At 62.7% G+C, this 21,075-nt stretch carries 24 protein-coding genes; 14 read left to right on the forward strand and 10 right to left on the reverse strand.

Translation table 11 applies throughout. The features are described 5' to 3' along the window. The first annotated feature begins 6 nt into the window (after window positions 1–6). Genes trbK-alt through GBJ34_RS12700 form a run of 6 tightly spaced genes read left to right on the forward strand, consistent with a single transcriptional unit; the run spans window position 7 to window position 4,735 of the window. Window positions 7–294 carry a putative entry exclusion protein TrbK-alt gene (trbK-alt, locus tag GBJ34_RS12675; protein WP_080620509.1) on the forward strand — a complete coding sequence of 96 codons (288 nt, stop codon included), beginning with the start codon at window positions 7–9 and terminating at the stop codon, window positions 292–294. A 2-nt stretch (window positions 295–296) separates the two neighbouring features. After that, window positions 297–1,655 (forward strand): P-type conjugative transfer protein TrbL, encoded by a 1,359-nt coding sequence (gene trbL / locus GBJ34_RS12680; RefSeq protein WP_080620510.1) that lies wholly within the window; start codon window positions 297–299, stop codon window positions 1,653–1,655. After that, the gene (gene trbF / locus GBJ34_RS12685) at window positions 1,652–2,341 is read left to right on the forward strand and encodes a conjugal transfer protein TrbF (protein WP_080620511.1); all 690 of its coding nucleotides are present in this window, start codon (window positions 1,652–1,654) and stop codon (window positions 2,339–2,341) included. Before trbL ends, trbF begins: the two co-directional genes overlap by 4 nt. After that, on the forward strand, window positions 2,338–3,366 hold the full coding sequence (trbG, locus tag GBJ34_RS12690) for a P-type conjugative transfer protein TrbG (RefSeq protein WP_080620512.1): 1,029 nt from the start codon (window positions 2,338–2,340) through the stop codon (window positions 3,364–3,366). The genes trbF and trbG overlap by 4 nt, the downstream gene beginning before the upstream one ends. Continuing rightward, window positions 3,363–4,493: a TrbI/VirB10 family protein gene (locus GBJ34_RS12695; RefSeq protein ID WP_080620513.1), complete on the forward strand. Its 1,131-nt coding sequence runs from the start codon at window positions 3,363–3,365 to the stop codon at window positions 4,491–4,493. The genes trbG and GBJ34_RS12695 overlap by 4 nt, the downstream gene beginning before the upstream one ends. A 2-nt stretch (window positions 4,494–4,495) precedes the next feature. Continuing rightward, window positions 4,496–4,735, forward strand: a complete 240-nt coding sequence (locus GBJ34_RS12700; RefSeq protein WP_080620514.1) for a DUF2274 domain-containing protein — start codon at window positions 4,496–4,498, stop codon at window positions 4,733–4,735. On the opposite strand, the gene GBJ34_RS12705 is transcribed toward GBJ34_RS12700, so the two are convergent. Next, a complete protein-coding gene (locus GBJ34_RS12705; protein ID WP_080620515.1) occupies window positions 4,668–5,651 on the reverse strand; it encodes a LysR family transcriptional regulator in 984 nt (327 codons plus the stop codon). The genes GBJ34_RS12700 and GBJ34_RS12705 overlap by 68 nt on opposite strands. 384 nt (window positions 5,652–6,035) lie before the next feature. On the opposite strand from GBJ34_RS12705, the gene GBJ34_RS12710 reads away from it, so the two are divergent. The 3 genes from GBJ34_RS12710 to GBJ34_RS12720 all read left to right on the forward strand — a co-directional run bounded on the left by GBJ34_RS12710 (window position 6,036) and on the right by GBJ34_RS12720 (window position 7,949). Then, complete coding sequence (locus GBJ34_RS12710) at window positions 6,036–6,245, forward strand: heavy-metal-associated domain-containing protein (RefSeq protein WP_080620516.1); 210 nt, start codon at window positions 6,036–6,038, stop codon at window positions 6,243–6,245. A gap of 279 nt (window positions 6,246–6,524) precedes the next feature. Next, window positions 6,525–7,559 (forward strand): cation diffusion facilitator family transporter, encoded by a 1,035-nt coding sequence (locus GBJ34_RS12715; protein ID WP_080620517.1) that lies wholly within the window; start codon window positions 6,525–6,527, stop codon window positions 7,557–7,559. A gap of 45 nt (window positions 7,560–7,604) precedes the next feature. After that, window positions 7,605–7,949 (forward strand): ArsR/SmtB family transcription factor, encoded by a 345-nt coding sequence (locus GBJ34_RS12720; RefSeq protein ID WP_080620518.1) that lies wholly within the window; start codon window positions 7,605–7,607, stop codon window positions 7,947–7,949. Window positions 7,950–7,973: 24 nt separating this feature from the next. Here the strand turns inward: GBJ34_RS12720 and GBJ34_RS12725 are convergent, their stop codons facing one another. The 4 genes from GBJ34_RS12725 to GBJ34_RS12740 form a co-directional block, all read right to left on the reverse strand. Next, on the reverse strand, window positions 7,974–10,370 hold the full coding sequence (locus tag GBJ34_RS12725) for a heavy metal translocating P-type ATPase (RefSeq protein WP_089389385.1): 2,397 nt from the start codon (window positions 10,368–10,370) through the stop codon (window positions 7,974–7,976). 65 nt (window positions 10,371–10,435) lie between these two features. Beyond that, window positions 10,436–10,939: a DUF305 domain-containing protein gene (locus tag GBJ34_RS12730; RefSeq protein WP_080620520.1), complete on the reverse strand. Its 504-nt coding sequence runs from the start codon at window positions 10,937–10,939 to the stop codon at window positions 10,436–10,438. A gap of 21 nt (window positions 10,940–10,960) precedes the next feature. Next, entirely contained in the window at window positions 10,961–11,722 is a 762-nt protein-coding gene (locus GBJ34_RS12735) for a MauE/DoxX family redox-associated membrane protein (RefSeq protein WP_080620521.1), read from the reverse strand. Window positions 11,723–11,739: 17 nt separating this feature from the next. Then, entirely contained in the window at window positions 11,740–12,015 is a 276-nt protein-coding gene (locus GBJ34_RS12740; RefSeq protein ID WP_064790834.1) for a metal-sensitive transcriptional regulator, read from the reverse strand. 116 nt (window positions 12,016–12,131) lie between these two features. On the opposite strand from GBJ34_RS12740, the gene GBJ34_RS12745 reads away from it, so the two are divergent. After that, the gene (locus GBJ34_RS12745) at window positions 12,132–13,316 is read left to right on the forward strand and encodes an MFS transporter (protein WP_080622749.1); all 1,185 of its coding nucleotides are present in this window, start codon (window positions 12,132–12,134) and stop codon (window positions 13,314–13,316) included. A 90-nt stretch (window positions 13,317–13,406) separates the two neighbouring features. Here GBJ34_RS12745 and cueR read toward each other — a convergent pair whose 3' ends face one another. Then, window positions 13,407–13,856 carry a Cu(I)-responsive transcriptional regulator gene (gene cueR / locus GBJ34_RS12750; protein WP_080620522.1) on the reverse strand — a complete coding sequence of 150 codons (450 nt, stop codon included), beginning with the start codon at window positions 13,854–13,856 and terminating at the stop codon, window positions 13,407–13,409. Between the two features lie 61 nt (window positions 13,857–13,917). Beyond that, entirely contained in the window at window positions 13,918–16,647 is a 2,730-nt protein-coding gene (locus GBJ34_RS12755) for a heavy metal translocating P-type ATPase (RefSeq protein WP_226341156.1), read from the reverse strand. 164 nt (window positions 16,648–16,811) lie between these two features. On the opposite strand from GBJ34_RS12755, the gene GBJ34_RS12760 reads away from it, so the two are divergent. The 4 genes from GBJ34_RS12760 to GBJ34_RS12775 all read left to right on the forward strand — a co-directional run bounded on the left by GBJ34_RS12760 (window position 16,812) and on the right by GBJ34_RS12775 (window position 19,411). After that, window positions 16,812–17,006, forward strand: a complete 195-nt coding sequence (locus GBJ34_RS12760; protein ID WP_080620523.1) for a heavy-metal-associated domain-containing protein — start codon at window positions 16,812–16,814, stop codon at window positions 17,004–17,006. A 14-nt stretch (window positions 17,007–17,020) separates the two neighbouring features. Further along, complete coding sequence (gene copM / locus GBJ34_RS12765) at window positions 17,021–17,413, forward strand: CopM family metallochaperone (RefSeq protein ID WP_080620524.1); 393 nt, start codon at window positions 17,021–17,023, stop codon at window positions 17,411–17,413. A 120-nt stretch (window positions 17,414–17,533) separates the two neighbouring features. Beyond that, window positions 17,534–17,923 (forward strand): hypothetical protein, encoded by a 390-nt coding sequence (locus GBJ34_RS12770; protein WP_127898013.1) that lies wholly within the window; start codon window positions 17,534–17,536, stop codon window positions 17,921–17,923. A 36-nt stretch (window positions 17,924–17,959) separates the two neighbouring features. Further along, window positions 17,960–19,411, forward strand: coding sequence for a multicopper oxidase family protein (locus GBJ34_RS12775; protein ID WP_080620525.1), 1,452 nt, complete (start codon window positions 17,960–17,962; stop codon window positions 19,409–19,411). Between the two features lie 72 nt (window positions 19,412–19,483). On the opposite strand, the gene GBJ34_RS12780 is transcribed toward GBJ34_RS12775, so the two are convergent. Genes GBJ34_RS12780 through GBJ34_RS12785 form a run of 3 tightly spaced genes read right to left on the reverse strand, consistent with a single transcriptional unit; the run spans window position 19,484 to window position 20,766 of the window. Beyond that, window positions 19,484–20,176 (reverse strand): FAD-binding oxidoreductase, encoded by a 693-nt coding sequence (locus GBJ34_RS12780; RefSeq protein ID WP_226341157.1) that lies wholly within the window; start codon window positions 20,174–20,176, stop codon window positions 19,484–19,486. Between the two features lie 54 nt (window positions 20,177–20,230). Next, window positions 20,231–20,500, reverse strand: coding sequence for a 2Fe-2S iron-sulfur cluster-binding protein (locus GBJ34_RS20795; protein WP_226341158.1), 270 nt, complete (start codon window positions 20,498–20,500; stop codon window positions 20,231–20,233). Then, window positions 20,500–20,766 (reverse strand): glutaredoxin family protein, encoded by a 267-nt coding sequence (locus tag GBJ34_RS12785; protein ID WP_080620526.1) that lies wholly within the window; start codon window positions 20,764–20,766, stop codon window positions 20,500–20,502. The genes GBJ34_RS20795 and GBJ34_RS12785 overlap by 1 nt, the downstream gene beginning before the upstream one ends. Window positions 20,767–21,075 lie beyond the last annotated feature (309 nt).

Genomic DNA, 21,075 nt, shown 5'->3' on the forward strand with positions numbered 1-21,075 from the left:
CCCATCATGGAGGGGAAGGTGCTGGCCCGGATCGCAGCCATCGTATTCGTAGCCGTCGCCATCACGGCGGCGATCATCGAGATGAACCGCGAGGATGTAGCCGGTCCGGCCCCTTCCGTTCCTTTGCAGACGCGACAGGTCGATCTCCTGCGCGAGGGGCAGCGTCTCTGTCAGGAAATGGGCGAGGCGGCGGCCAATGACGCCGAATGCTTGGCGATCTGGGCCGAAACCCGCGACCGCTTCCTCGGACGGTCGCCCGCGCAGTCGACGCCTGGCCCGGATGGGGAGCGATAATCATGGGCGGAACGGGGGTCATCGACAATTTTCTCGGTATCTTCACCAGCTACATCGACTCGGGCTTTGGCCTGCTCGGCGGTGAAGTTGCCTTCATCGCGACGACGCTGATCGTCATAGACGTCACGCTCGCCGCCCTGTTTTGGGCCTGGGGCGCCGACGACGACATTCTCGCGCGCCTGGTGAAGAAGACGATCTTTGTCGGTGTCTTCGCCTATATCATTGGCAATTGGAACAGCCTCGCACGCATCGTCTTCGAGAGCTTCGCCGGGCTGGGCCTCATGGCTTCCGGCACAGGCTTTTCGGCCGCAGATCTCCTGCGCCCCGGCCGCGTTGCCCAGATCGGTCTCGACGCCGGGCGGCCGCTGCTCGAATCCATCTCCAGTCTCATGGGCTGGATCGCCGTCTTTGAAAACCTGGTGCAGATCCTCTGCCTGTTCTTCGCCTGGGCACTGGTTATCCTCGCCTTCTTTATTTTGGCAATCCAGCTCTTCGTCACCCTGATCGAGTTCAAGCTGACCACGCTTGCGGGCTTCGTGCTGATCCCCTTCGGCCTGTTCGGCAAGACCGCCTTCATGGCGGAACGGGTTCTGGGGAACGTCATCTCTTCCGGCATCAAGGTGTTGGTCCTCGCCGTCATCATCGGCATCGGCTCGACACTCTTCGGCCAGTTCACCGCCGGCTTCGGCGGCGCGACCCCGACCATCGACGACGCCATGGCGATCGTGCTGGCAGCCCTTTCCCTTCTCGGCCTCGGCATCTTCGGCCCCGGCATCGCCACCGGCCTCGTCTCCGGCGGCCCGCAACTCAGTGCTGGCGCTGCCGTCGGGACTGGCCTCGCTGTCGGCGGTGCCGCGATCGCTGCCGGTGGTGCGACCATGCTCGCCGCGCGGGGGGGCGGTGCCACACTCTCGGGCGGTGCTGCACTTGCACGCGGCGGGGCCTCAGCCGCCGGCGCAGCATCGTCTGCCTATTCCCTCGGCTCCATGGGTGGGTCAGGCGCGGCGGGGGTCGCTTCCGGCCTTGGCGGTGTGGCGCGCGCCGCAGGCTCGGCTGCCATCTCGCCTTTGAAGCGCGCAGCCTCCCATGCCGCCGACAGCATGAAGTCCAGCTATTCCGATGGCGCAAGGGCCGGATTTGCGGCGTCCGGCGGCAGTTCGTCCATGGGCACGGTCGGGGGCGCCCCGTCGCCCGAGCAATCACCTCCTTCAGCCGCTGATGGTCCACCGGCCTGGGCGCAGCAGATGCGCCGCAGCCGGGCGATGAGCCACGGCGTCACCGCTGCCGCCCATGCCGTCCGGTCCGGCGACAGCCACGGTGGCGGCTCCTCAGTCAGCCTTTCCGAAAGTGACCGCACATGAACACCTTCAAACGACCGACGACCCATTACGGCAAGGTGCCGGAACCCGAAACGCCCTATCAGCGCGCCGCGCAAGTCTGGGACGACCGCATCGGCTCGGCCCGCGTGCAGGCGAGGAACTGGCGCTACATGGCGTTCGGTTCGCTGATCCTCTCGGTCGGGTTCGCCGGCGCTCTTGTCTGGCAATCTGCGCGCGGAACCGTCGTGCCCTGGGTCGTTCAAGTCGACAATCTCGGCCAGGCGCAGACCGTTGCCCCCGCTACCGCCGATTATCGGCCGACCGATCCGCAGATCGCATTCCATCTCGGCCGCTTCATCGAACAGGTCCGCTCGCTTCCGGCTGACCCGATCATTGTCCGTCAGAACTGGCTCAGGGCCTATGACTGGACCACGGATCGCGGCGCCGTGGCGCTCAACGACTACGCCCGCGCCAACGACCCGTTCACGCGCGTCGGCCGCCAGCAGGTCGCCGTCGAGGTGTCGAGCATCATCCGGGCGTCCCCGGACAGTTTCCGCGTAGCCTGGACCGAACGCCACTACGAAAACGGCCAGCTCTCCACCACCGAGCGATGGACCGCGATCCTCACCATCGTCATCCAGCCGCCGCGTGACGCCGAGCGCCTGCGCGCCAATCCCTTGGGAATCTATGTCAACGCAATCAACTGGTCGCGGGAGATGAGTCAATGATCCGCACGTCTTTGAGTGAACCCGCTTTTCCGGTTTTCCGTAAACTCGGTTTTCCGGCTTTGTTGCTTGCCGCGACCATGCTCGCTGGCTGCGCCACCAACCGGACACCGCAATTCAGCTACGACGCCGATGTCCCGCCTCTTCCGTCCGCGCAGGCTCCCATCACCGATGCACGCCCAAGGCCGCTGCATGTGCCGCCCACCTGGAATGTGGCGCGGGGCGGCGAGGCTGCCGGCACGGCCACCGGCCGCGTTGAGAACGCCAATGCCGCCGCCCGTGTCGAGCCGCGTCGCGAAGGCTATTACAATGCCATACAGATCTATCCCTGGTCGGAAGGTGCGCTCTACCAAGTCTATGCCGCCGTCGGACAGATCACCACCATCGCGCTGGAGCCGGGCGAGAACCTGACCGGCGCGGGACCGATCGCCGCCGGCGACACGGCCAGGTGGGTGATCGGCGACACAGAGAGCGGAAGCGGTCCGACGCGCCGAGTGCATGTGCTGGTGAAGCCAACCCGGCCGGACATCTCGACCAACCTCGTCATCACCACCGACCGGCGCATCTACATGATCGAACTTCGCGCCCGCGAAGCGCTCTATATGCCTGCCGTGGCATGGGCGTATCCGGCACCGCCGCCGGGCAGCCGAGCGACCGCGCCGTCGGTCCCCGTCATCCCGGCCGAGGCCGCGCGGAACTATCGCTACGCCTTGCAGCTGCAAGGCGACAGCCCGCCATGGCGTCCAGTCTCCGTCTTCGATGACGGCAGGCGCGTCTATGTCGTCTTCCCACGCGGCATCGTGCAGGGCGAGATGCCGCCCCTGTTCGTTCTCGGTTCCGACGGCGAACCGCAGATCGTCAATTCGCGCATCCACCAAAATGTCCTGATCGTCGACAGGCTGTTCGGCGCGGCGGAACTGCGCCTTGGCAGCGGTGACCGCCAGCAGGTGGTCAGAATCGTCCGTATCGAGCAGAGACAGGCCGCTACCCAGTCGGCCGACGCGACCACGGGAGGATCGCCTTCATGAGCGATACCAACACCGCCGCGCCCATGCGGTTGCGCGCCGAGCCGCCCCGCGTCACCCGCTTGTCCCGCAAGGTGCTGGCAGGCGTCGGCGCCGCCGCGCTTCTCGGCGTCGGGGGAGCGCTGATCTATGCGCTCCAGACCCGCGAGGCGGGGCCGGGAGGAGGCGAACTCTACTCAACCGAGAACCGTCCCACTGCGGATGGCCTCGCCGGTCTCCCGCGCGATTATACTGGCCCGATCCTGGGGCCGGCATTGCCGGGCGACCTTGGCCGGCCAATCCTCGATGCACAAAATCGGGGACAGCCGATCGTTCCGCCTGCCATCACAACCCCTGCCGTCGATCCCGAGGAGCAACGCCGCCTCGCGGAAGAAGAAGCCGCACGGTTGAGCAACGTATTTTTCCAGTCAGGCCCACGCACGGGAGGTCCGGCCGGAACAGCCATGCCCGGACTGGCTGGGCTCACAGGACAACCGGACGGAACGGCGGGCCAGAATCGCCATACCGCTTTCCTCAACGGGCCGGTGGACCGGCAGACCGTCGCTCCGGATCGCGTCGCACCGCCGGCCTCGCCCTACATCCTTCAAGCCGGAGCCGTGATCCCGGCCGCGCTCATCACCGGCATCCGTTCCGACCTTCCGGGCCAGATCACCGCACAGGTGACGGAGAACGTCTATGACAGCCCCACCGGCTCGCTGCTCCTGATCCCGCAGGGAACGCGCATCATCGGCCAATATGATGATGGCGTGACCTTCGGCCAGCGCAGGGTGCTCTTGGTGTGGAATCGCCTGATCCTGCCGGGCGGACGCTCCATCGTGCTTGAGCGCCTGCCGGGCGCGGACGCCAGCGGCTATGCCGGCCTTGAGGACGGGATCGACTACCACTGGTGGGATCTGATGAAAGCGGCTGGCCTCTCCACGCTGCTCGCGGTCGGCGCGGAGCTGGCGACCAGCGACGAGGACCGGCTTATCCGGGCCATCCGCGACGGCGCACAGGATACCGTCAATCAGGCGGGCCAACAGATCGTGCAACGTCAGTTGCAGGTTGCCCCCACGCTGACCATCCGGCCGGGCTTCCCGGTCAGGATCATCGTGACCCGCGACCTTGTATTCGAGCCGGCAGGAGGTTGATCATGACCAAGCTGAGACTCGGCCCGCTGCCCGACGACAAGCCCGTCAAGGTGACGGTGGAGCTGCCCGCGCCGCTTCACCGCGATCTGGTCGCCTATGCCGAGGTGCTGGCCCGCGAGAGCGGCCAGCCCGTCGCCGATCCCGTCAGGCTCATTGTGCCGATGCTGGAGCGATTTATTGCGACAGATCGCGGCTTCGCAAAAGCACGTCGCTCGCCCCAATCTGCGAAGCCGCTTGCTTGAGCCTCATAGCCTTGGCAGACGCCGCCTTTGCCATGGAGAGCAACCTGCGGAACGCGGGATTGTCGTTCGCCGGGGACCAGACCGCCGAAAATGGAAGCACCTCGGCGGCGATGGGTCGGTATGTGATGCCTGGAAGCGCGGCCACCGTCATGGCCTCGCTCACTAGCGTCAGACCCTGGCCGATCGCCACCAGCGGCAGCAGGTTATCCCGACCGACCGATTGAACCTGGATCTCGGGATGCCGGCCGAGGTCCGCCAACTCCCGCACCAGATGGTCATGGATCTCCTGGCCCGGCGCGGCTTCGCTGACGATGAAGGGCTCATCGGCGAGATCTCCCCACATCACCTCGTCCAAAGCCGCCAGGGGGTGGAGATCGGGCAGCACAACGAAAACCCGCTCGGACCACAGAGGCGCCCGGTCGCATCCAGGCCATTCCCGGTCGCCGGTCAGGAAGGCGACGTCGAGGCGGAACTGGCGGATGGCCGCGACGTGTTCGGCAGGATCGCCGTCGATCAGTTCGATCCTGACGTCTTTATGAGACCGACCATAGCTTGCCAGCAGCTTTGTCAAAAAGCCCGAAGCGATGGACGAATAGATGCCGATCCGCACTCGTCCCTGCTCGGATCGTCCTGCGGCGGCAACTTCGTGAGCGCCTTCGTCTATCGTCTTGATAGCCCGACGCGCGCGATGAAGGAAACGCTGCCCCGCAAAGGTCTGCGACACGCCCCATGCGTGCCGGTGAAAAAGGGACGCGCCCATCCTGTCTTCGAGATCGGCGATGCAACGGCTGATTGCCGATTGCGATAGTCCTAACGAACTCCCTGCCTTTCGGAAGCTGCCATGTTCGGCAGCGGCTATGAAGTAGCGAAGGTGACGAAGCTCGATGGAGTCAGGGAACTTGGCGGTCTCCTTCATCCGAGGGCCGCCGTCCGGATCATATGCTCTCGGACCATAGGCAAGCCAACTGTCCCTCTCCGATTGTCGAGCATTCACGCGATGACGAGACGTATCGCGCGTAGCGGGTCATAGCCAGATCATACAACATTTGAACACATAAACAACTGTTCAATATTTGTATGAAAGAGGAAGATAATCGAGAGAGGCGATGCCACCGCCAGGTCAAGATGCCGAAGTCTCAAAACGAGCCCGTGGCGCTTGAGGATTGCGGTCGTGGCATGACGGATGCTTGCGGCTTACAACGGTGGCAAGGTCAAGCAGAAAGTTTTCTGAATTTTGCCCCTTGACCTTCCAACGGTGGAAAGCCCCATTTTCCAGAGGACTCAAATCAAGGAGCCCTCCATGTATCTCTTCACCGTTCCCAACATGACATGCGGCGGTTGCGCCAAGTCGGTAACCAAGGCGCTGCAAATCGTCGATGCCGCCGCGAAGATCGAGACTGATCCGCCCAAGCGTGAGGTCCGTGTTGAATCATCCGCGACCGAGGCGGACCTGCGTGCCGTTCTCACCGAGGCGGGCTATCCGGCCGAAGGCGCCCCGGCAGCCGCCTGATGCTACCTCCTGCCCACTGATCATGAGCGTCAAGCTGCTCCCGTAGGTGTCCCCCGGTTCATTGCAGTGTCAAAATGGGCAGTCCTCGGGCTGCCCATTTTGATTTCTAGGATCAGCCAGATCTTCAACGTCGAAGGCGTCGGCATTGCCCTGTGCGCCGTCACGACCCGTCGGTCCTAGAGGCTTCGGGCAGATGGCAAAAAAATTCGCACGGCTGGTTGACAAGCATACACTTGAACAACTATTCAAGTGTTGACTTGATGCAACCGGAAACGAGCAATGGCAAACTCATCACACTCCCACAGCGACCATGACGGTCACGACCACTCCAAGCACGACCATAACCACGGCGGCGGCCACGATCATGGTCACGATCACGATCATGACCACTCGCATGTCCCGACAGTCACGAAGGACAACGAGCGCAAAATCCTCATTTCCTTTTTCATCATCTTCACCTTCATGATCGTGGAGGCCGTCGGCGGCGTGATCTCGGGCTCGCTCGCGCTGCTTGCCGATGCCGGCCACATGCTGACCGACGCAATCGCGCTCGGCCTCGCCTATGTCGCCTTCCGCCTCGGTCGGCGGGCCGCGGACGGCCAGCGCACCTTCGGCTATGCCCGCTTCGAGGTGATCGCCGGCCTGGTCAACGCTCTTACGTTGTTCGGCATCGTCGGCTTTATCGTCTATGAGGCTATCGAACGGTTCCAGGAGCCCCAGCCGGTCCTCGCTGGTTCGATGTTCGTCGTAGCCATCATCGGCATGCTCGTGAACCTCTTCGTGCTTTGGTATCTGACGCGCGGAGATTCCGAACACGTCAACGTCAAGGGCGCTGTCCTGCACGTCATGGGCGACCTGCTCGGCTCGGTGGGTGCGATCGTCGCCGCTGTCGTCATCTGGTATACGGGTTGGACTCCTATCGACCCCATCCTGTCGGTATTCGTGTCTCTGCTGATCCTGCGCAGTGCATGGAGCCTGCTCAAGAACACTCTGCATATCCTGCTCGAAGGCGCACCTGACAACGCCGGCGCCGACAAGATCTCCGAGCATCTTCTCAAGACTGTTCCTGGTATCCAGAGCGTCAACCATATCCATGTCTGGTCGCTGACCTCCGGTCGTGTGCTGGCGACGCTTCAGGTGCAGCCGATGGAAGGCGTCGATGTTCGCAGCGTCATGAAACAGGTCGAGGCCGAACTGAAAACGAAGTTCAAAATCGAACACCCGACGATCGGCATCGACTGGGACGGAGTAGCCAGTTGCACCTTGGAGGAGCCGAACACCGCGGCGCTATCCCATGCGGGTCATTCGCACTGATCGGTCGCGCCTGATGGTTCACTCAGTTGATCGGGAAGGTTCGACATGAATATCGCAGAAGCCCCTTCGTCCCAAGAGTTGAACTTTCTCGCTGAAACCTTCCGCCTGCTGGGTGATCCCAGCAGGCTGAAGATTCTCCTGCACTGCGAAGACGGTCCGAAATCCGTGACCGATATTTCCGAGGCGCTGGAGCTTTCGCAGTCGCTCGTCAGCCATCACCTGCGTCTTCTTCGTGGCGCGCGCCTGGTGACCCGTGTTCGCCACTCGAAGCAAATGTTCTACGAGGTCACCGACAGGCATGTCGGTGACGTTCTGCTCGACATGCTCTCGCATGCGCGTGAGGAAAGGGAAGGCGACCCAAAACGCGACATCATCGGTCCTCGTTCTTGAGCAGCCCTTCGCTGGCCTGTGACACTAAATGTCGATCTTGGTAGTTCTCAATCGCAAAGCGTTGGCAATGACGCTGACCGAAGAGAGCGCCATGGCCAGTGCGGCAAGCGCCGGTGACAACAGCAGCCCCATCACGGGATACAGTAACCCGGCCGCCACCGGCACGCCTGCCGAGTTGTAGAAGAATGCGAAGAACAGGTTCTGCCGGATATTGCGCATTGTCGCTCCCGACAGGCGACGCGCCTTCACGATCCCCAATAGGTCACCGCCTAGCAGCGTGACTCCCGCGGATTCCATGGCGACATCCGTTCCTCCGCCCATCGCTATGCCGACATCGGCAGCCGCAAGCGCTGGGGCGTCATTCACCCCATCGCCCGCCATGGCGACGATACGGCCTTCCTTGCGAAGACGTGTAACAACCTCGCTCTTGCGTTCTGGAAGCACCTCGGCCTCCACATCGGCGATGCCCAGCTCTTTTGCCACCGCCTGAGCCGTGAGCTTATTGTCACCAGTCATCATGACCACGCGGATGCCGTCCTTTCGGAGGGCTTCCAGCGCTGCCGGCGTAGTGGATCGTATGGGATCGGCCACGCCGATGGCGCCGACGGGCCGGCCGTCGATGGCGACCAAGACGGCGGTGGCCCCGCGTGAGCGAATGACGTCCGCCTCGATCGCCGCTGCGCCCGGCTGAACGCCTTCCAGCTCCAAAAACTTGGCGCTACCGATCAGCACGCGCTGACCGGCGACGGTTCCCAAGACTCCCCGACCGACAGGAGAGTCGACGTCCGAGGGTTCCGACAGTGCGAGCTGCTTCTCCACCGCGGCACGGACAATAGCCTGTGCAATCGGATGTTCGCTCGCACGTTCAAGGCTCGCCGCGGCTTGAAGAAGTTCCGTCTCGCTCCGCCCATCGACCGGAACGATGGCCGTGACGGCCGGTTTCCCCTCCGTAAGCGTGCCGGTCTTGTCGACCACGAGGGTATCGATCTTCTCCAGCCTTTCGAGCGCCTCGGCGTTCTTGATCAGCAATCCGAGATTGGCGCCTTTGCCGACGCCAACCATGATCGACATCGGCGTTGCAAGGCCAAGGGCGCATGGGCAGGCGATGATGAGAACAGAAACAGCCGCAATCAGGCCGTAACTCAACCGGGGTTCCGGGCCAAAAAGGGTCCAGGCCACAAAAGCGATCAAGGCGATAACGATGACCAGTGGAACGAACCAGCCGGACACCTGGTCTGCTAAGCGCTGGATCGGGGCGCGGGACCGCTGCGCCTGCGCCACCATCTGGACGATCTGCGAAAGCATGGTATCGCGACCAATGCGAGCCGCATCCATGACCAGAGCGCCAGATTGATTGATGGTCCCTGCGATGAGCTTTGCACCCGGCTCTTTCGTGACCGGCATCGATTCGCCGGTAATCATCGATTCATCGACGGCCGAACGCCCCTCCAGCACCGTCCCGTCCACCGGAACTTTCTCGCCCATGCGAACACGAAGCTTGTCGCCGACGGCAATATGCTCGACCGCCACCTCCTCGTCGGTGCCATCTGGCCGGATACGTCGGGCTGTCTTCGGAGCCAGGTCAAGAAGCGCGCGTATCGCGCCCGAGGTCTGTTCGCGCGCGCGTAGCTCCAGCACTTGGCCGAGCAGCGCCAGCACCGTGATCACCGCGGCCGCCTCGAAGTAAACCGCAACGGTGTCTCCCATCATCCGCGCCGTTTCCGGGAACAGGTCGGGGGCGAGCGTTGCCACCACGGAGTAAATCCAGGCAACGCCTACGCCCATCGCGATGAGCGTGAACATATTGAGCGATCGGTTCACCACGGACGCCCAGCCGCGCTGAAAGAACGGCCAGCCTGCCCACAGCACCACCGGCGTCGCCAGTATGAGTTGCAGCCAGTTGTTGATCTGGCCAGGAATGTAACGATGCAGGCCGAAAAGTTCGCTGCCCATCCCAAGGAAGACCACCGGAACAGAAAGGGCGGCACCCACCCAGAACCGTCGAGTCATGTTGACCAGTTCCGCACTGGGTCCGGTTTCGGCCGTCGGCATTTCGGGTTCCAGCGCCATCCCGCAGATCGGGCATGATCCTGGACCGACCTGACGGATCTGGGGGTGCATCGGACAGGTAAAGATCGTGCCCTCCGGCACTACCGCTGCCTGGGTCGGTTCCGATGGTCCAACATATTTGCCCGGATCGGCCATGAACTTGGTCTGGCAGTTCTCGGAGCAGAAATAATACGTCGCGCCCTGGTATTGGGCTCGGTGCTTAGCCGTTGTGGGGTCCACGGACATCCCACAAACGGGGTCCTTCACAGTATCGCTTGCCTCCGCAGTCGCGGTGTGATGGCCCGATCCGCCACCGTGCCCCTTGTTATGGGCATGGGCGGCGCCTTGATGATGGTTATGGTCGTGAACCATAGTAAGCCTCCGCTTCCCTTATCTCCCCGCATGCAGGTTGCCACCGCATGCGAACCAAGCCCCGACTAATCGTTCAGCCGGCCAGCAATCGCCTGCATTTGCTCGATCTCGCGACGCTGGGCGACCTCAATCTCTTCACACAACGCCAGAAGCTCGGCGTCCGACAGGTTGGCCTCTCTGCACATCAAGATGGCTCCCGAGTGATGCGGAATCATCGAGTCGATAAACTGGCGGTCATCGATCATGGCTTGGGATCGAGTCGCCCAAAATGATCCCAGGGTAAGGACGACAAAAAGCACATAGAGGACAATATTCACGCTGCGGTTCGGAAACATGCCCGGCATCGTCGCCAGCATGAAGATGCCCATCGGCGCCCACATGGTTATCGCCATGTAAAGCATGTTCAGATTGTTCCGGAAGTCGCCCCAGCCGTCGATCATCGAAAACATCACGACATACATCACGATGAGGCCGAGGATCATGTTGATCCAGAACATCAGATAGGGACGGCCATGGGAGCCGTGGCTATTCCCCGAATGCCCGCCATGAGCCGTGTGGTCGCTCGCCATTTGATCGTCCTTTCGCGGTTGTCAGTGTCCAATGCCCATCGGCTTGAAGATCATCCAGACCGCCATGCCGATCATCATGAGGTTCTCGGTGAGCGACACGAAGCCGAGCGGCACGTTGCTGTCGCCACCGACGCAGGCGCATTTCAGCTCGCGCCTGTCGATATAGACCGCCTTGAACACCGAGACCGCGCCGATGCCGCCGATGAACAGCGCGACGGGGATCGACACCCACATCAGGGCACCGGAGATCATCAGGACGCCGGCGAGCGCCTCCGCGAAGGGATAGATGTAGGCATATCGGACCCATCGCTGCGCCAGAAGGTCGTAGTTCAGGAACATGGTCGCGAAGCCTTCCACGTCCTTCAGTTTCTGAAGGGCAAGAAGGCACATCGCGATGGCGATGAGCCATTCGGCGGCTTGGACCGTCGCGAGGTTCCCGAACGCCGCCCAACTCGCGGCCAAAGCCATTAGGGCAGCCATCGCGAACAGCGCGATCACCGGCTTGTAGGTAACGGCATCCTTGTCCTCGACCTTGCCGCCGAAGAACCGGACGAGATCATCGTAACCGCCGATCCGCTTGCCGCCTATGAAGGTCTGCGGCGTCGATTGAACATCATGCTTTGCCTTGAAGGCGTCCGTCTCCGCGCGGGTCGTCAGATGGTGATCGTCGACCTCGTAGCCTTCCCGCTTGAGCAGATCGAGCGCTTTCAACCCGTAGGGGCAGGTATGGTTTTCCATCACCATTCTATGAAGTTCGGCGCGTTTGGCTGCATGGGTCGCCATAGTCTGATCCCTTCGATCTAAAGTTTCGCTTTCGCGAACACCTCCACCAGTTCATTGAACTTGGCGCGCTGAAGGTCTGCATCGCCCGATGCGATCGCCTCCTCGACGCAGCAGGCGGCATGCGATCGCAACACCTGGTTCTCCACCTTGGAGAGCGCGGCTTTAACCGCGTGGATCTGGTTGAGAATGTCGATGCAGTATCGCTCGTCCTCGACCATCTGGCCGACACCGCGAACCTGCCCGGCGATCCGGTTGAGCGACGCGATGATCTGCTTGGAATTTTTGTTGCACATCCAGCTACCCCTACCCGGTATGGGTATATATACGTTAGAGCAAAAGTTTGGTTCCCGCAAAACCCAAGAGTTTTGCCGGCATGTCAACGTCGAAGCAAATAATCGTGGGAGGTCCAATGGACGATACGGTAACTGTCCGGCGCAACATCACCGTCCTTACTGCCGCGCAGGCGCTCGGAGGATCGAGCGCGCCGATCGTCATGTCGCTCGGCGGCCTGGTCGGCCAGCAGCTTGCCGACAACCCCGCATGGGTGACGCTGCCGGTCAGTCTCTTCGGTCTCGGCCTCGCAATCGGCACGCTGCCCGCCGCCTTCGTCATGCGCGCCTGGGGGCGCCGTGGCGGTTATCTGTTCGGCGCGTTGTTCGGCCTCGCAGCGGGACTCATCGCGGCGTTTGGCATCTTCGTATCGTCGTTCCTACTGTTCTGCGTCGGCTGCTTTACCGCCGGTCTCTACGGTTCCTACGTCCAAAGCTATCGCTTCGCTGCCGCCGATGCTGCCGAAGGCGCTTTGAAGGCACGAGCAATCTCCTGGGTGATGGTCGGTGGGCTGATCGCGGCTGTAATCGGTCCGCAGCTCGTCATCTGGACACGCGATTCCTTCCCCGGCACCCCCTATGTCGGCAGCTTCCTCAGCCAGGCGGCGCTTCCGTTGTTGTCGATCCCGATTCTGTTGATGCTGCGCACGCCGCAATCCGCTTCGCAATCCGCGTCGGAAAGCTCCGGCCGTTCCCTGATCCAGATCCTGATGATGCCCCGCTACATGCTTGCCGTCGCGGCCGGCGTCGTCTCCTACGGCCTCATGGCTTTCGTCATGACGGCCGCACCGATCGCGATGGTCAATACCGGCCATTCGGTCGACAGCGCAGCACTCGGAATCCAGTGGCATCTACTGGCGATGTTCGCGCCGAGCTTCGTCACCGGCCGCCTCATGACACGCTTCGGCAAGGAGCGTGTGACGGCGGCGGGGATGCTGCTCATCGCCGTCTCGGCCATCGTCGCGCTGGCCGGGCTTGAGCTAATCAATTTCTGGGGGTCTCTGGCCATCATGGGCATCGGCTGGAATTTCAGCTTCATCGGAGCGACGGCGATGGTCACAGACTGCCATACGCCGGGCGAGCGCGCCAAGGCGCAGGGCGCAAACGACTTCATGGTCTTCGGCACGACCGCCGCCGTCTCGTTTCTGGCAGGCAGCGTCCTGCACAACTCGGGCTGGGCGGCAATCAACTGGCTATTGTTTCCGCCGGTCGCCTTGATCCTCGTGCCGTTGCTCTGGCAAGCGGCACGCAAACCGCAAGCCTGAAACGCAATGTCCCCGCCATTTTGGCGGGGACGCACCGGGTCAGGTCCTCGCTCTGCGCCCTCGCAGCCGAAAGGCTGCTTGGGCATGCGGTTATTGCAGCGAGCGATTGACCGCGCCGGACCGAGGCCGGATCGAAAGATCTTCATCGTCCTGATCGGTCTCAAGGCGCTGTAGGATCGGGCAATGCGGCCGATGATCCCCTTGGCAGGCGTTCACCAGCATGGTGAGCGTGTGGGCCATGTCCTGCATATCCGCGATCTTCCTCTCCAGCGCGTCGATATGGCCCTGCGCCAAGCGCTTCACTTCTGCGCTCTGTCGCGTCTCGTCGCGCCAGAGGTTGAGCAGGTCGCCGATCTCGGCCACCGAAAAACCGAGGTCGCGCGCGCGGCGGATGAAGCGCAGCATGTGGACATCGGTAGCCGAATAATCGCGGTAGCCGGAGTCCTTCCGATCAGCAGCCGGGATGAGACCTGTCTGCTCGTAGTAGCGGATCATCTTGGCCGAAACGCCCGATGCCTTTGCTGCCTGTCCGATGTTCATGAACAATCTCCCATATGTAAGGACAGCCGACCCTAAATATAGGATCGGCTGTCTGGTTTCATCAGCCCTGGACCTTGAAGGTCTTGAGCCGGAGCGCATTGCCGAGGACGAAGACGCTCGACAGGGCCATGGCGCCGGCGGCAAAGACCGGCGACAAGAGGATGCCGTAGGCCGGATAGAGCGCACCCGCGGCGACCGGGATCAGGGCCGTGTTGTAGGCGAAGGCCCAGAACAGGTTCTGCCGGATATTGCCGATCGTCGCCTTGGACAGCGCGATGGCGTTCGGCACCCCGGTCAGGCTGCCCGACATCAGCACCACGTCCGCCGCCTCGATGGCGATGTCCGTGCCCGTGCCGATGGCGAGACCCACATCCGCCTCGGCCAGCGCCGGAGCGTCGTTGATGCCGTCGCCGACGAAGGCGACCTTGCCATGCTCGGCCTTGAGCCGGCGGATCGAGTCGACCTTGCCGTCCGGCAGCACCTCCGCCACCACCTCGTCGATGCCCAGGCGAGCCGCGATGGCCTTGGCCGTGCGCTTGTTGTCGCCGGTGATCATCGCGACCTTCAGGCCGAGGTCGTGCAGCGCCTTGATCGCCGCCGGCGTCGTCTCCTTGATCGGGTCGGCCACGGCGATGATCGTCGCCAGCTTGCCGTCGATCGCCGCATAGAGCGGCGACTTGCCCTCGTTGCCCAGACGTTCGGCAACCTGGGCGAAGCCCGCCACGTCATGGCCAAGCTCGACCATGTAGCGATCCGCGCCGATCTCGATGCGCTTGCCGTCGACCACGGCCTTCACGCCGAAGCCGGTCACCGACTCGAAGTCCGACACGGCGGGCAGTGCAATGCCTTCCGCCTCGGCCGCATCCACGATGGCGCGGGCAATCGGGTGTTCCGACTTGGCTTCGACGGCTGCGACCAGGCCCAGCACCGTCGTCCGGTCGAAGCCGGCGGCCAGTTCGAGGTCGGTCAGCGCCGGCTTGCCTTCGGTCAGCGTGCCGGTCTTGTCGACGGCCACCACCTTGGCATCCTTCAGCAGTTGCAACGCTTCACCCTTGCGGAACAGCACGCCCAGCTCCGCGCCCCGGCCGGTGCCGACCATGATCGAGGTCGGCGTTGCCAGACCCATGGCGCAGGGGCAGGCGATGATCAGCACGGCGACGGCATTGACCAGCGCGAAGGTCAACGCAGGCGACGGGCCGAAATAGAGCCATGCAGCGAAGGTGAGGGCGGCGACGGCGAAGACCGCCGGCACGAAATACATCGTCACCTTGTCGACCAGCGCCTGGATCGGCAGCTTCGACCCTTGTGCTTCCTCGACCATGCGGATGATCTGCGACAGCACCGTGTTGCCGCCGACCGCCGTGGCCCGGATCGCGAAGGCGCCCTTCTGGTTCACGGTTCCGGCCACGACCTCGCTGCCGCTCGTCTTGGACACCGGGATCGGTTCGCCGGTGATCATCGACTCGTCGACATAGCTTTCGCCCTCGATGACTTCACCATCGACCGGGATACGGTCGCCGGGGCGGACCTCCACGATGTCGCCGGACAGCACCGAATCGATCGGCAGATCGACCGTCTTGCCGTCGCGGCGGACACGCGCGGTCTTGGCCTGAAGTCCGACCAGCCGCTTGATCGCTTCCGAAGTGCGCCCCTTGGCGCGGGCCTCGAGCAACCGGCCGAGCAGGATCAGGGTGACGATAACCGCGGCGGCTTCATAATAGACGTTCACCGTCCCAGCGGGCAGGAAGCCCGGCGCGAAGGTCGCCACCAGCGAATAGAGGTAGGCGGCCAGCGAGCCGACGGCGACCAGCGAGTTCATGTCGGGAGCCAGCCGCCAGAGCGCCGGGAGGCCCTTGTCGTAGAAGCGGATGCCGGGCACGAACAGCACCAGCGTCGTCAGCACGAACTGAAGATACCAACTGTTCTGCATGCCGATGGTCGCGGCGATCATGTCGTGCGCGCCCGGAATGAGGTGCGACCCCATCTCCAGGATGAAGACCGGCGCGGTCAGAACCGCCGCGATGGTGAAATCGCGGGTCAGCTCACGGCGTTCGGCTTCCTTCTTCTCGGCGCGGTCATCGACCTCGGCCTGGCCCGCCCCGGTCGCCGCCGCGATCACCTTGGCCTCGTAGCCCGCGTTCGCGATTGCCGCGACGATGGCCGCAGCATCGGCGGTTCCCTGGACGGTGGCCTTCTCGGTGGCGAGGTTGACGACGGCGTTGGTGACGCCCGGCACGGCCTTGAGCGCCTTTTCGACACGTCCCACGCAGGAGGCGCAGGTCATGCCCTCGATCGCGACCTCAAGCGAAGCCGCCGCCGGCGCGGTGAAACTTGCCGAAACCGCGTAGCCTGCGTCCTCCACGGCCTTCACGACGACCGCTCGGTCCACCGGGCCGCTCGTCGTGATGCTGGCTTTCTCGGTAGCGAGGTTGACCACGGCATTGGCAACGCCGGGGATGGCCTTGAGGGCCTTTTCCACCCGCCCCACACAAGAAGCGCAGGTCATGCCTTCGATCGGCACTTCAAGGAGGGCAGCTTTCGGCGCACTGAAGCTGGCCGGCACTTCATAGCCAGCATTTTCGACCGCCTTGACGAGCGCTATGCGATCAACCGTGTCGTTCGTCGTGATGCTGGCCTTCTCGGTCGCCAGATTGACGACCGCGTTGGCGACGCCGGGGACGGCCTTCAGGGCTCTCTCGACACGGCCGACGCAGGATGCGCAGGTCATGCCCTCGATAGGCAGGGAAATTGCTGCATTCATCTTGTCCGCAGCTCGAACAGGGGCATCCATTGCCGCCTCCTTTCTAAGTCAGAATTCGAGTTCGGACACTGATATGCTCCTTCCAACGATGGGAAGGTCAAGGGTAAAAATTCCTTTTCGTTTCCTCTTGACCTTACCATCGTTGGAAACCCCAACTTGAGGACCATGAGAACCGAACCCAAAGGAGAAAGCTCATGGAACTCAAGATCGAAGGCATGACCTGCGGCGGTTGCGCCAAGTCCGTCACCAAGGCGATCCAGTCGGTCGATCCGACCGCCAAGATCGATACCAACCCCGCCCAGCGGATGGTCAAGGTCGAGACGACCGCAACCCCGGCAGCCCTTCGGCAGGTTCTCGAAGAGGCTGGCTATCCGGCGACCGTGAAGTGAACAGGAGCAAGATCATGCACAAGCTGACCCCGATTTTCATTGGCGGCGCACTCGCCATCAGCGCCGGCCTCGCCATCGCACAAAGCCAACTGAACACGGATACCACCATGCAAGGCCACGACATGCCGGGGCATTCGATGCCGGCCTCCGACAACCCATCCACGCAGGCTTACATCGAAGCCAATAACCGTATGCACGCCGACATGACAGTCGACTTCACCGGCGACGCCGACATCGACTTCATGCGCGGCATGATCCCGCACCACCAGGGCGCGATCGACATGGCGCGGATCGTGCTGCAATACGGCACTGACCCCGAGGTCCGCAAACTCGCCGAGGAGGTGATCTCGGCCCAAGAAGGTGAGATCGCTATGATGCGGGAATGGCTCGCCGCGCGCGGCCAGTGATTTTGATATGTAGGAACCGCCGCGGTGCGTCAGCAATGATGCGCGGCGGCGGTTGCGACATATAAGATTCATCCAGCCAAGGATGCGCGGAATGTTGTCTGACAAGGAGTTTTGACGCCGATGCGTCGTCTGTTCATCGCAGTGCTGATGATCTTCTCCTTCGTCACGGTGGCGTTGGCTGTGCCGGCGCACGGCGCCCGCATGGCCACCGTCTCCCAAACGATCGCCTCAAAACACGAAGCGCCGCATCGCACCGCATACTCCTCTCCCGAGGCATGTCAGGAAGATCGAATCTGTTCCGGAAGCGATGGCTTCTGCTACTTCGTATGCTCTGGCATGGGCTCTTGGTTCGTGTCTGACCAGCCCGGAAATGCGATTCAGCCTACCTCGGCGCGTTGGGCACTACCGGAGACGACGAACCTCGCCGGTCTCAGCCCCGAACGGAATGAACGCCCTCCCAATCCCAGTCTCGCTGAAAACCAGTGGCTGCATAAGCGCACGCCGATCTGAACTCAGAGGGAGCATAGTTCTCCCAGGAGACCGAAAATGACACTTATTTCACGACGCGGCTTTCTTGCCGCAAGCGCTGCCACGTTGTCCACAGCAGCTCTACCGCGCTTTGCCATGGCGCAAAACGCCATATCGCTCAGCGCCGCGACACGGGTGCTGGACGTCAATGGACGCGCCGCCACAGTCTTCGGCTTGGAAGGCCCGAGTGGACAGGGATTGGTTCTCAATCCAGGCCAACGCTTTCGCGCCAGTCTTACCAATCGCCTGGATGTTCCGACCCTCATCCATTGGCATGGCCAGATCCCGCCCAACGAGCAGGATGGCGTCCCGGATCTGCCACAGCCGATGCTGCAACCCGACGAAACGCGCTCCTATGACTACGAGCCGCTCCCCGGCACATACTGGATGCACGCGCACATCCCGCTCCAGGAGATGAACCTGCTCGCCGCGCCGCTGATCGTGCGCAGCGCCGAAGACGTGGCGGCCGACCGCCAGGAAGTCGTGATGTTTCTCCATGACTTCTCGTTCAAGGCGCCCGAAGAGGTCATGCAGGAGATCACCGGCGGGCACGGCGGCGGCCACGATATGAGCGCCATGGGAGGCCACGCCGCCCCCGGCGCCTCGATGGACCATTCAGGCATGCAGATGGATATGTCCTCGATGCAGGGCATGGCCATGGATCTGAATGACTACAATTGGGACGCCTACCTGACCAACGACCGCACCTTGTCCGACCCGGAGATCATCATGGTCGAGAAGGGCGGACGGGTAAAGCTGCGGGTGATCAACGGCGCCTCGGCCACTGTTTTCTGGATCGATACGGGTGGGCTGTCTGCGAGACTCGTGGCAGTCGACGGCCATGCCATCGCGGGCCTCGAAGGCAGTCGTTTCGGTATCGCCATGGGCCAACGCCTCGATCTGGATCTGGAGCTTGCCGGTGAAGGGGCGTGGCCCGTGCTTGCGTCGCGCGAGGGGTCGAAGGAGCGCACGGGGTTGATCCTCGCCACGCCCGGCGCGACCATTGAGAAGATCCCGGCGCTTGGCGAAGCGGATGCGCCTGCGTTCGACATCGACCTGTCGCAAGAGCTGAAGCTGCGCGCCTCGGACGGCCTTCCCTCGCGTGCGCCACAGCGCAGCCACATGGTTATGCTGGGCGGCTCGATGCAGCCCTATGTCTGGACCATCGACGGCAAGGTCTGGGGAGATCACAAGCCCCTCCTTGCAAAGACGGGCGAGCGGGTCGAGATCATGTTTCACAATATGTCGATGATGGGGCATCCGATGCATCTGCACGGCCATGTCTTCCAGGTCGTGGACATCAACGGCAAGCGCTTCGATGGGGCACGGCGCGACACCGTTTATGTTCCTCCGATGGCCATGGTGACCGTCGCGCTCGACGCCGGAGAGGCGGCGCGCTGGATGCTGCACTGCCATCATATGCCGCATCTCCAGACCGGCATGATGACCGAGCTCAGCATATCCGCCTGAAATGAATGAAAAAAGCCTGCGCCGCGATTCCTCGCAGCGCAGGCTCTCGCCTGATTTCATTGAACGAGGCGACTAGCCTTCCTGCCCTTCGGGCGTGAAGAAAACGTCGGCGTGCATGTCCTCGGGTCGCAGCCCGCGCGCAAATGCCATTGCCATCGCCGCATCAACCATCGGGGGCGGGCCTGCGACATAGGCTTTCCACCCGTCGAAGTCCGCGAGATCCTCGGCCACCGCGTCGGTCACGAACCCGTGCCGATGGGGGGCTACCTGTGTATCGGACAAGACAGCCGTAAAGCTGAGATTGTTGTGGCGGTCCGCCAGGGTCTCGAAATGCTCGACGAGATAGAGATCACGCGCGCCGCGTGCGCCGAAGTAGACATGGATCGGCTGCTTCATGCCGTGCGCAAGGGCTGTTTCCACGATCGACTTGATCGGCGCCAGACCGGAACCGCCGGCGATGCACAGGATCGGGCCGGAATGATGCTGGCGCAGATAGGAGGAGCCTAGTGGAAATTCGAGCGTCAGCTTGTCACCGGCCTTCAGTGCCTCATGGACGTGCTGCGAGGTGACGCCGCCCGGAACCTTGCGAATGTGAAATTCGAGGCTGTCGTCGCCGTGACGATTGGCCATGGAGTAGCTGCGCGCGGGCACACCATCGAATCCGACCTGGGCATACTGTCCGGCCGTGAAGAGCAACGGGGAGCCATCCACAGGCGAGATTCGCACCAGTTTGATGTCGTGGGTAAGGTCATCGAGGCCGGACACGATGGCCTCCACCCGTCGAGGAGCCTCAACCGCATCATCGTCATCGCTGCCAAGCTAGGCGACAGCCGCATCGGTCTGCGGCACCGCGCGGCATGCCAGGATCAGGCCGTCGGCCTTCTCTTCCTCGCTGAGGGCGAAGCGAGAATGCTGGAGCAGTTCCACCTCGCCCTCGATCAGACGTGACTTGCACGAGCCGCAGCGGCCGGAACGGCAGCCGTGGGGATAAGGTATGCCTGCGGCAAGTGCTGCGTCGAGGATGGTTTGTCCCTCCTGGACCTCCAGACTGACCCGTGCCTGCCGAATATCAACGAACCTGGTCGTCATCATGCACTCCCGGTCAAACCTAGAGCCTTGACGAGTCCCGGCTTCTGGCTTGGGAAGGTTCCGTAGAAAACTTCCGACCCTACGATTGTAATAGGAGCGACCCTGACACCCGTGCGTGCCTTTGCCTCCTCGGCGATCTTGGGGTCGGTCAGGTCACGCTCCTCATAGGCGAGACCCTGCTGGGCCAGCCAACGCTTGAGTGCATGGCAGTCCGGGCAGGTCGGCGTCGTATAGATGAGGATGTGTGGCGTGTTGGCTTCTGGCATGTCCTTGCCCTTCTTGCTTTAGACGTGGATTGGCTTCCGGCAGACCGTCAAACGGCCTCCCGGAAGAGTGGATTGCCGTCAGCGTGCGGCTTCCAGCGCTTGTAAAGTCAAGGCTGTTCTTGCTCCGGGGTCGAAATTTCCGAAGCGCAGGACGACATCAGCAGATGAAGACTGACGTGGTGCCGGCTACGATCGCTCCGACTCGCTGATCGGGAAGTATCGGGCCTGTTGCGCATTGAGATCGCGCAGCCTTCCGGTAGATTGGACGAGACAAATCGACGTGGCCGACACGTTGCCATCAAACGGGCG

This window comes from Gemmobacter serpentinus (assembly GCF_008973825.1).
Classification (GTDB): domain Bacteria; phylum Pseudomonadota; class Alphaproteobacteria; order Rhodobacterales; family Rhodobacteraceae; genus Gemmobacter; species Gemmobacter serpentinus.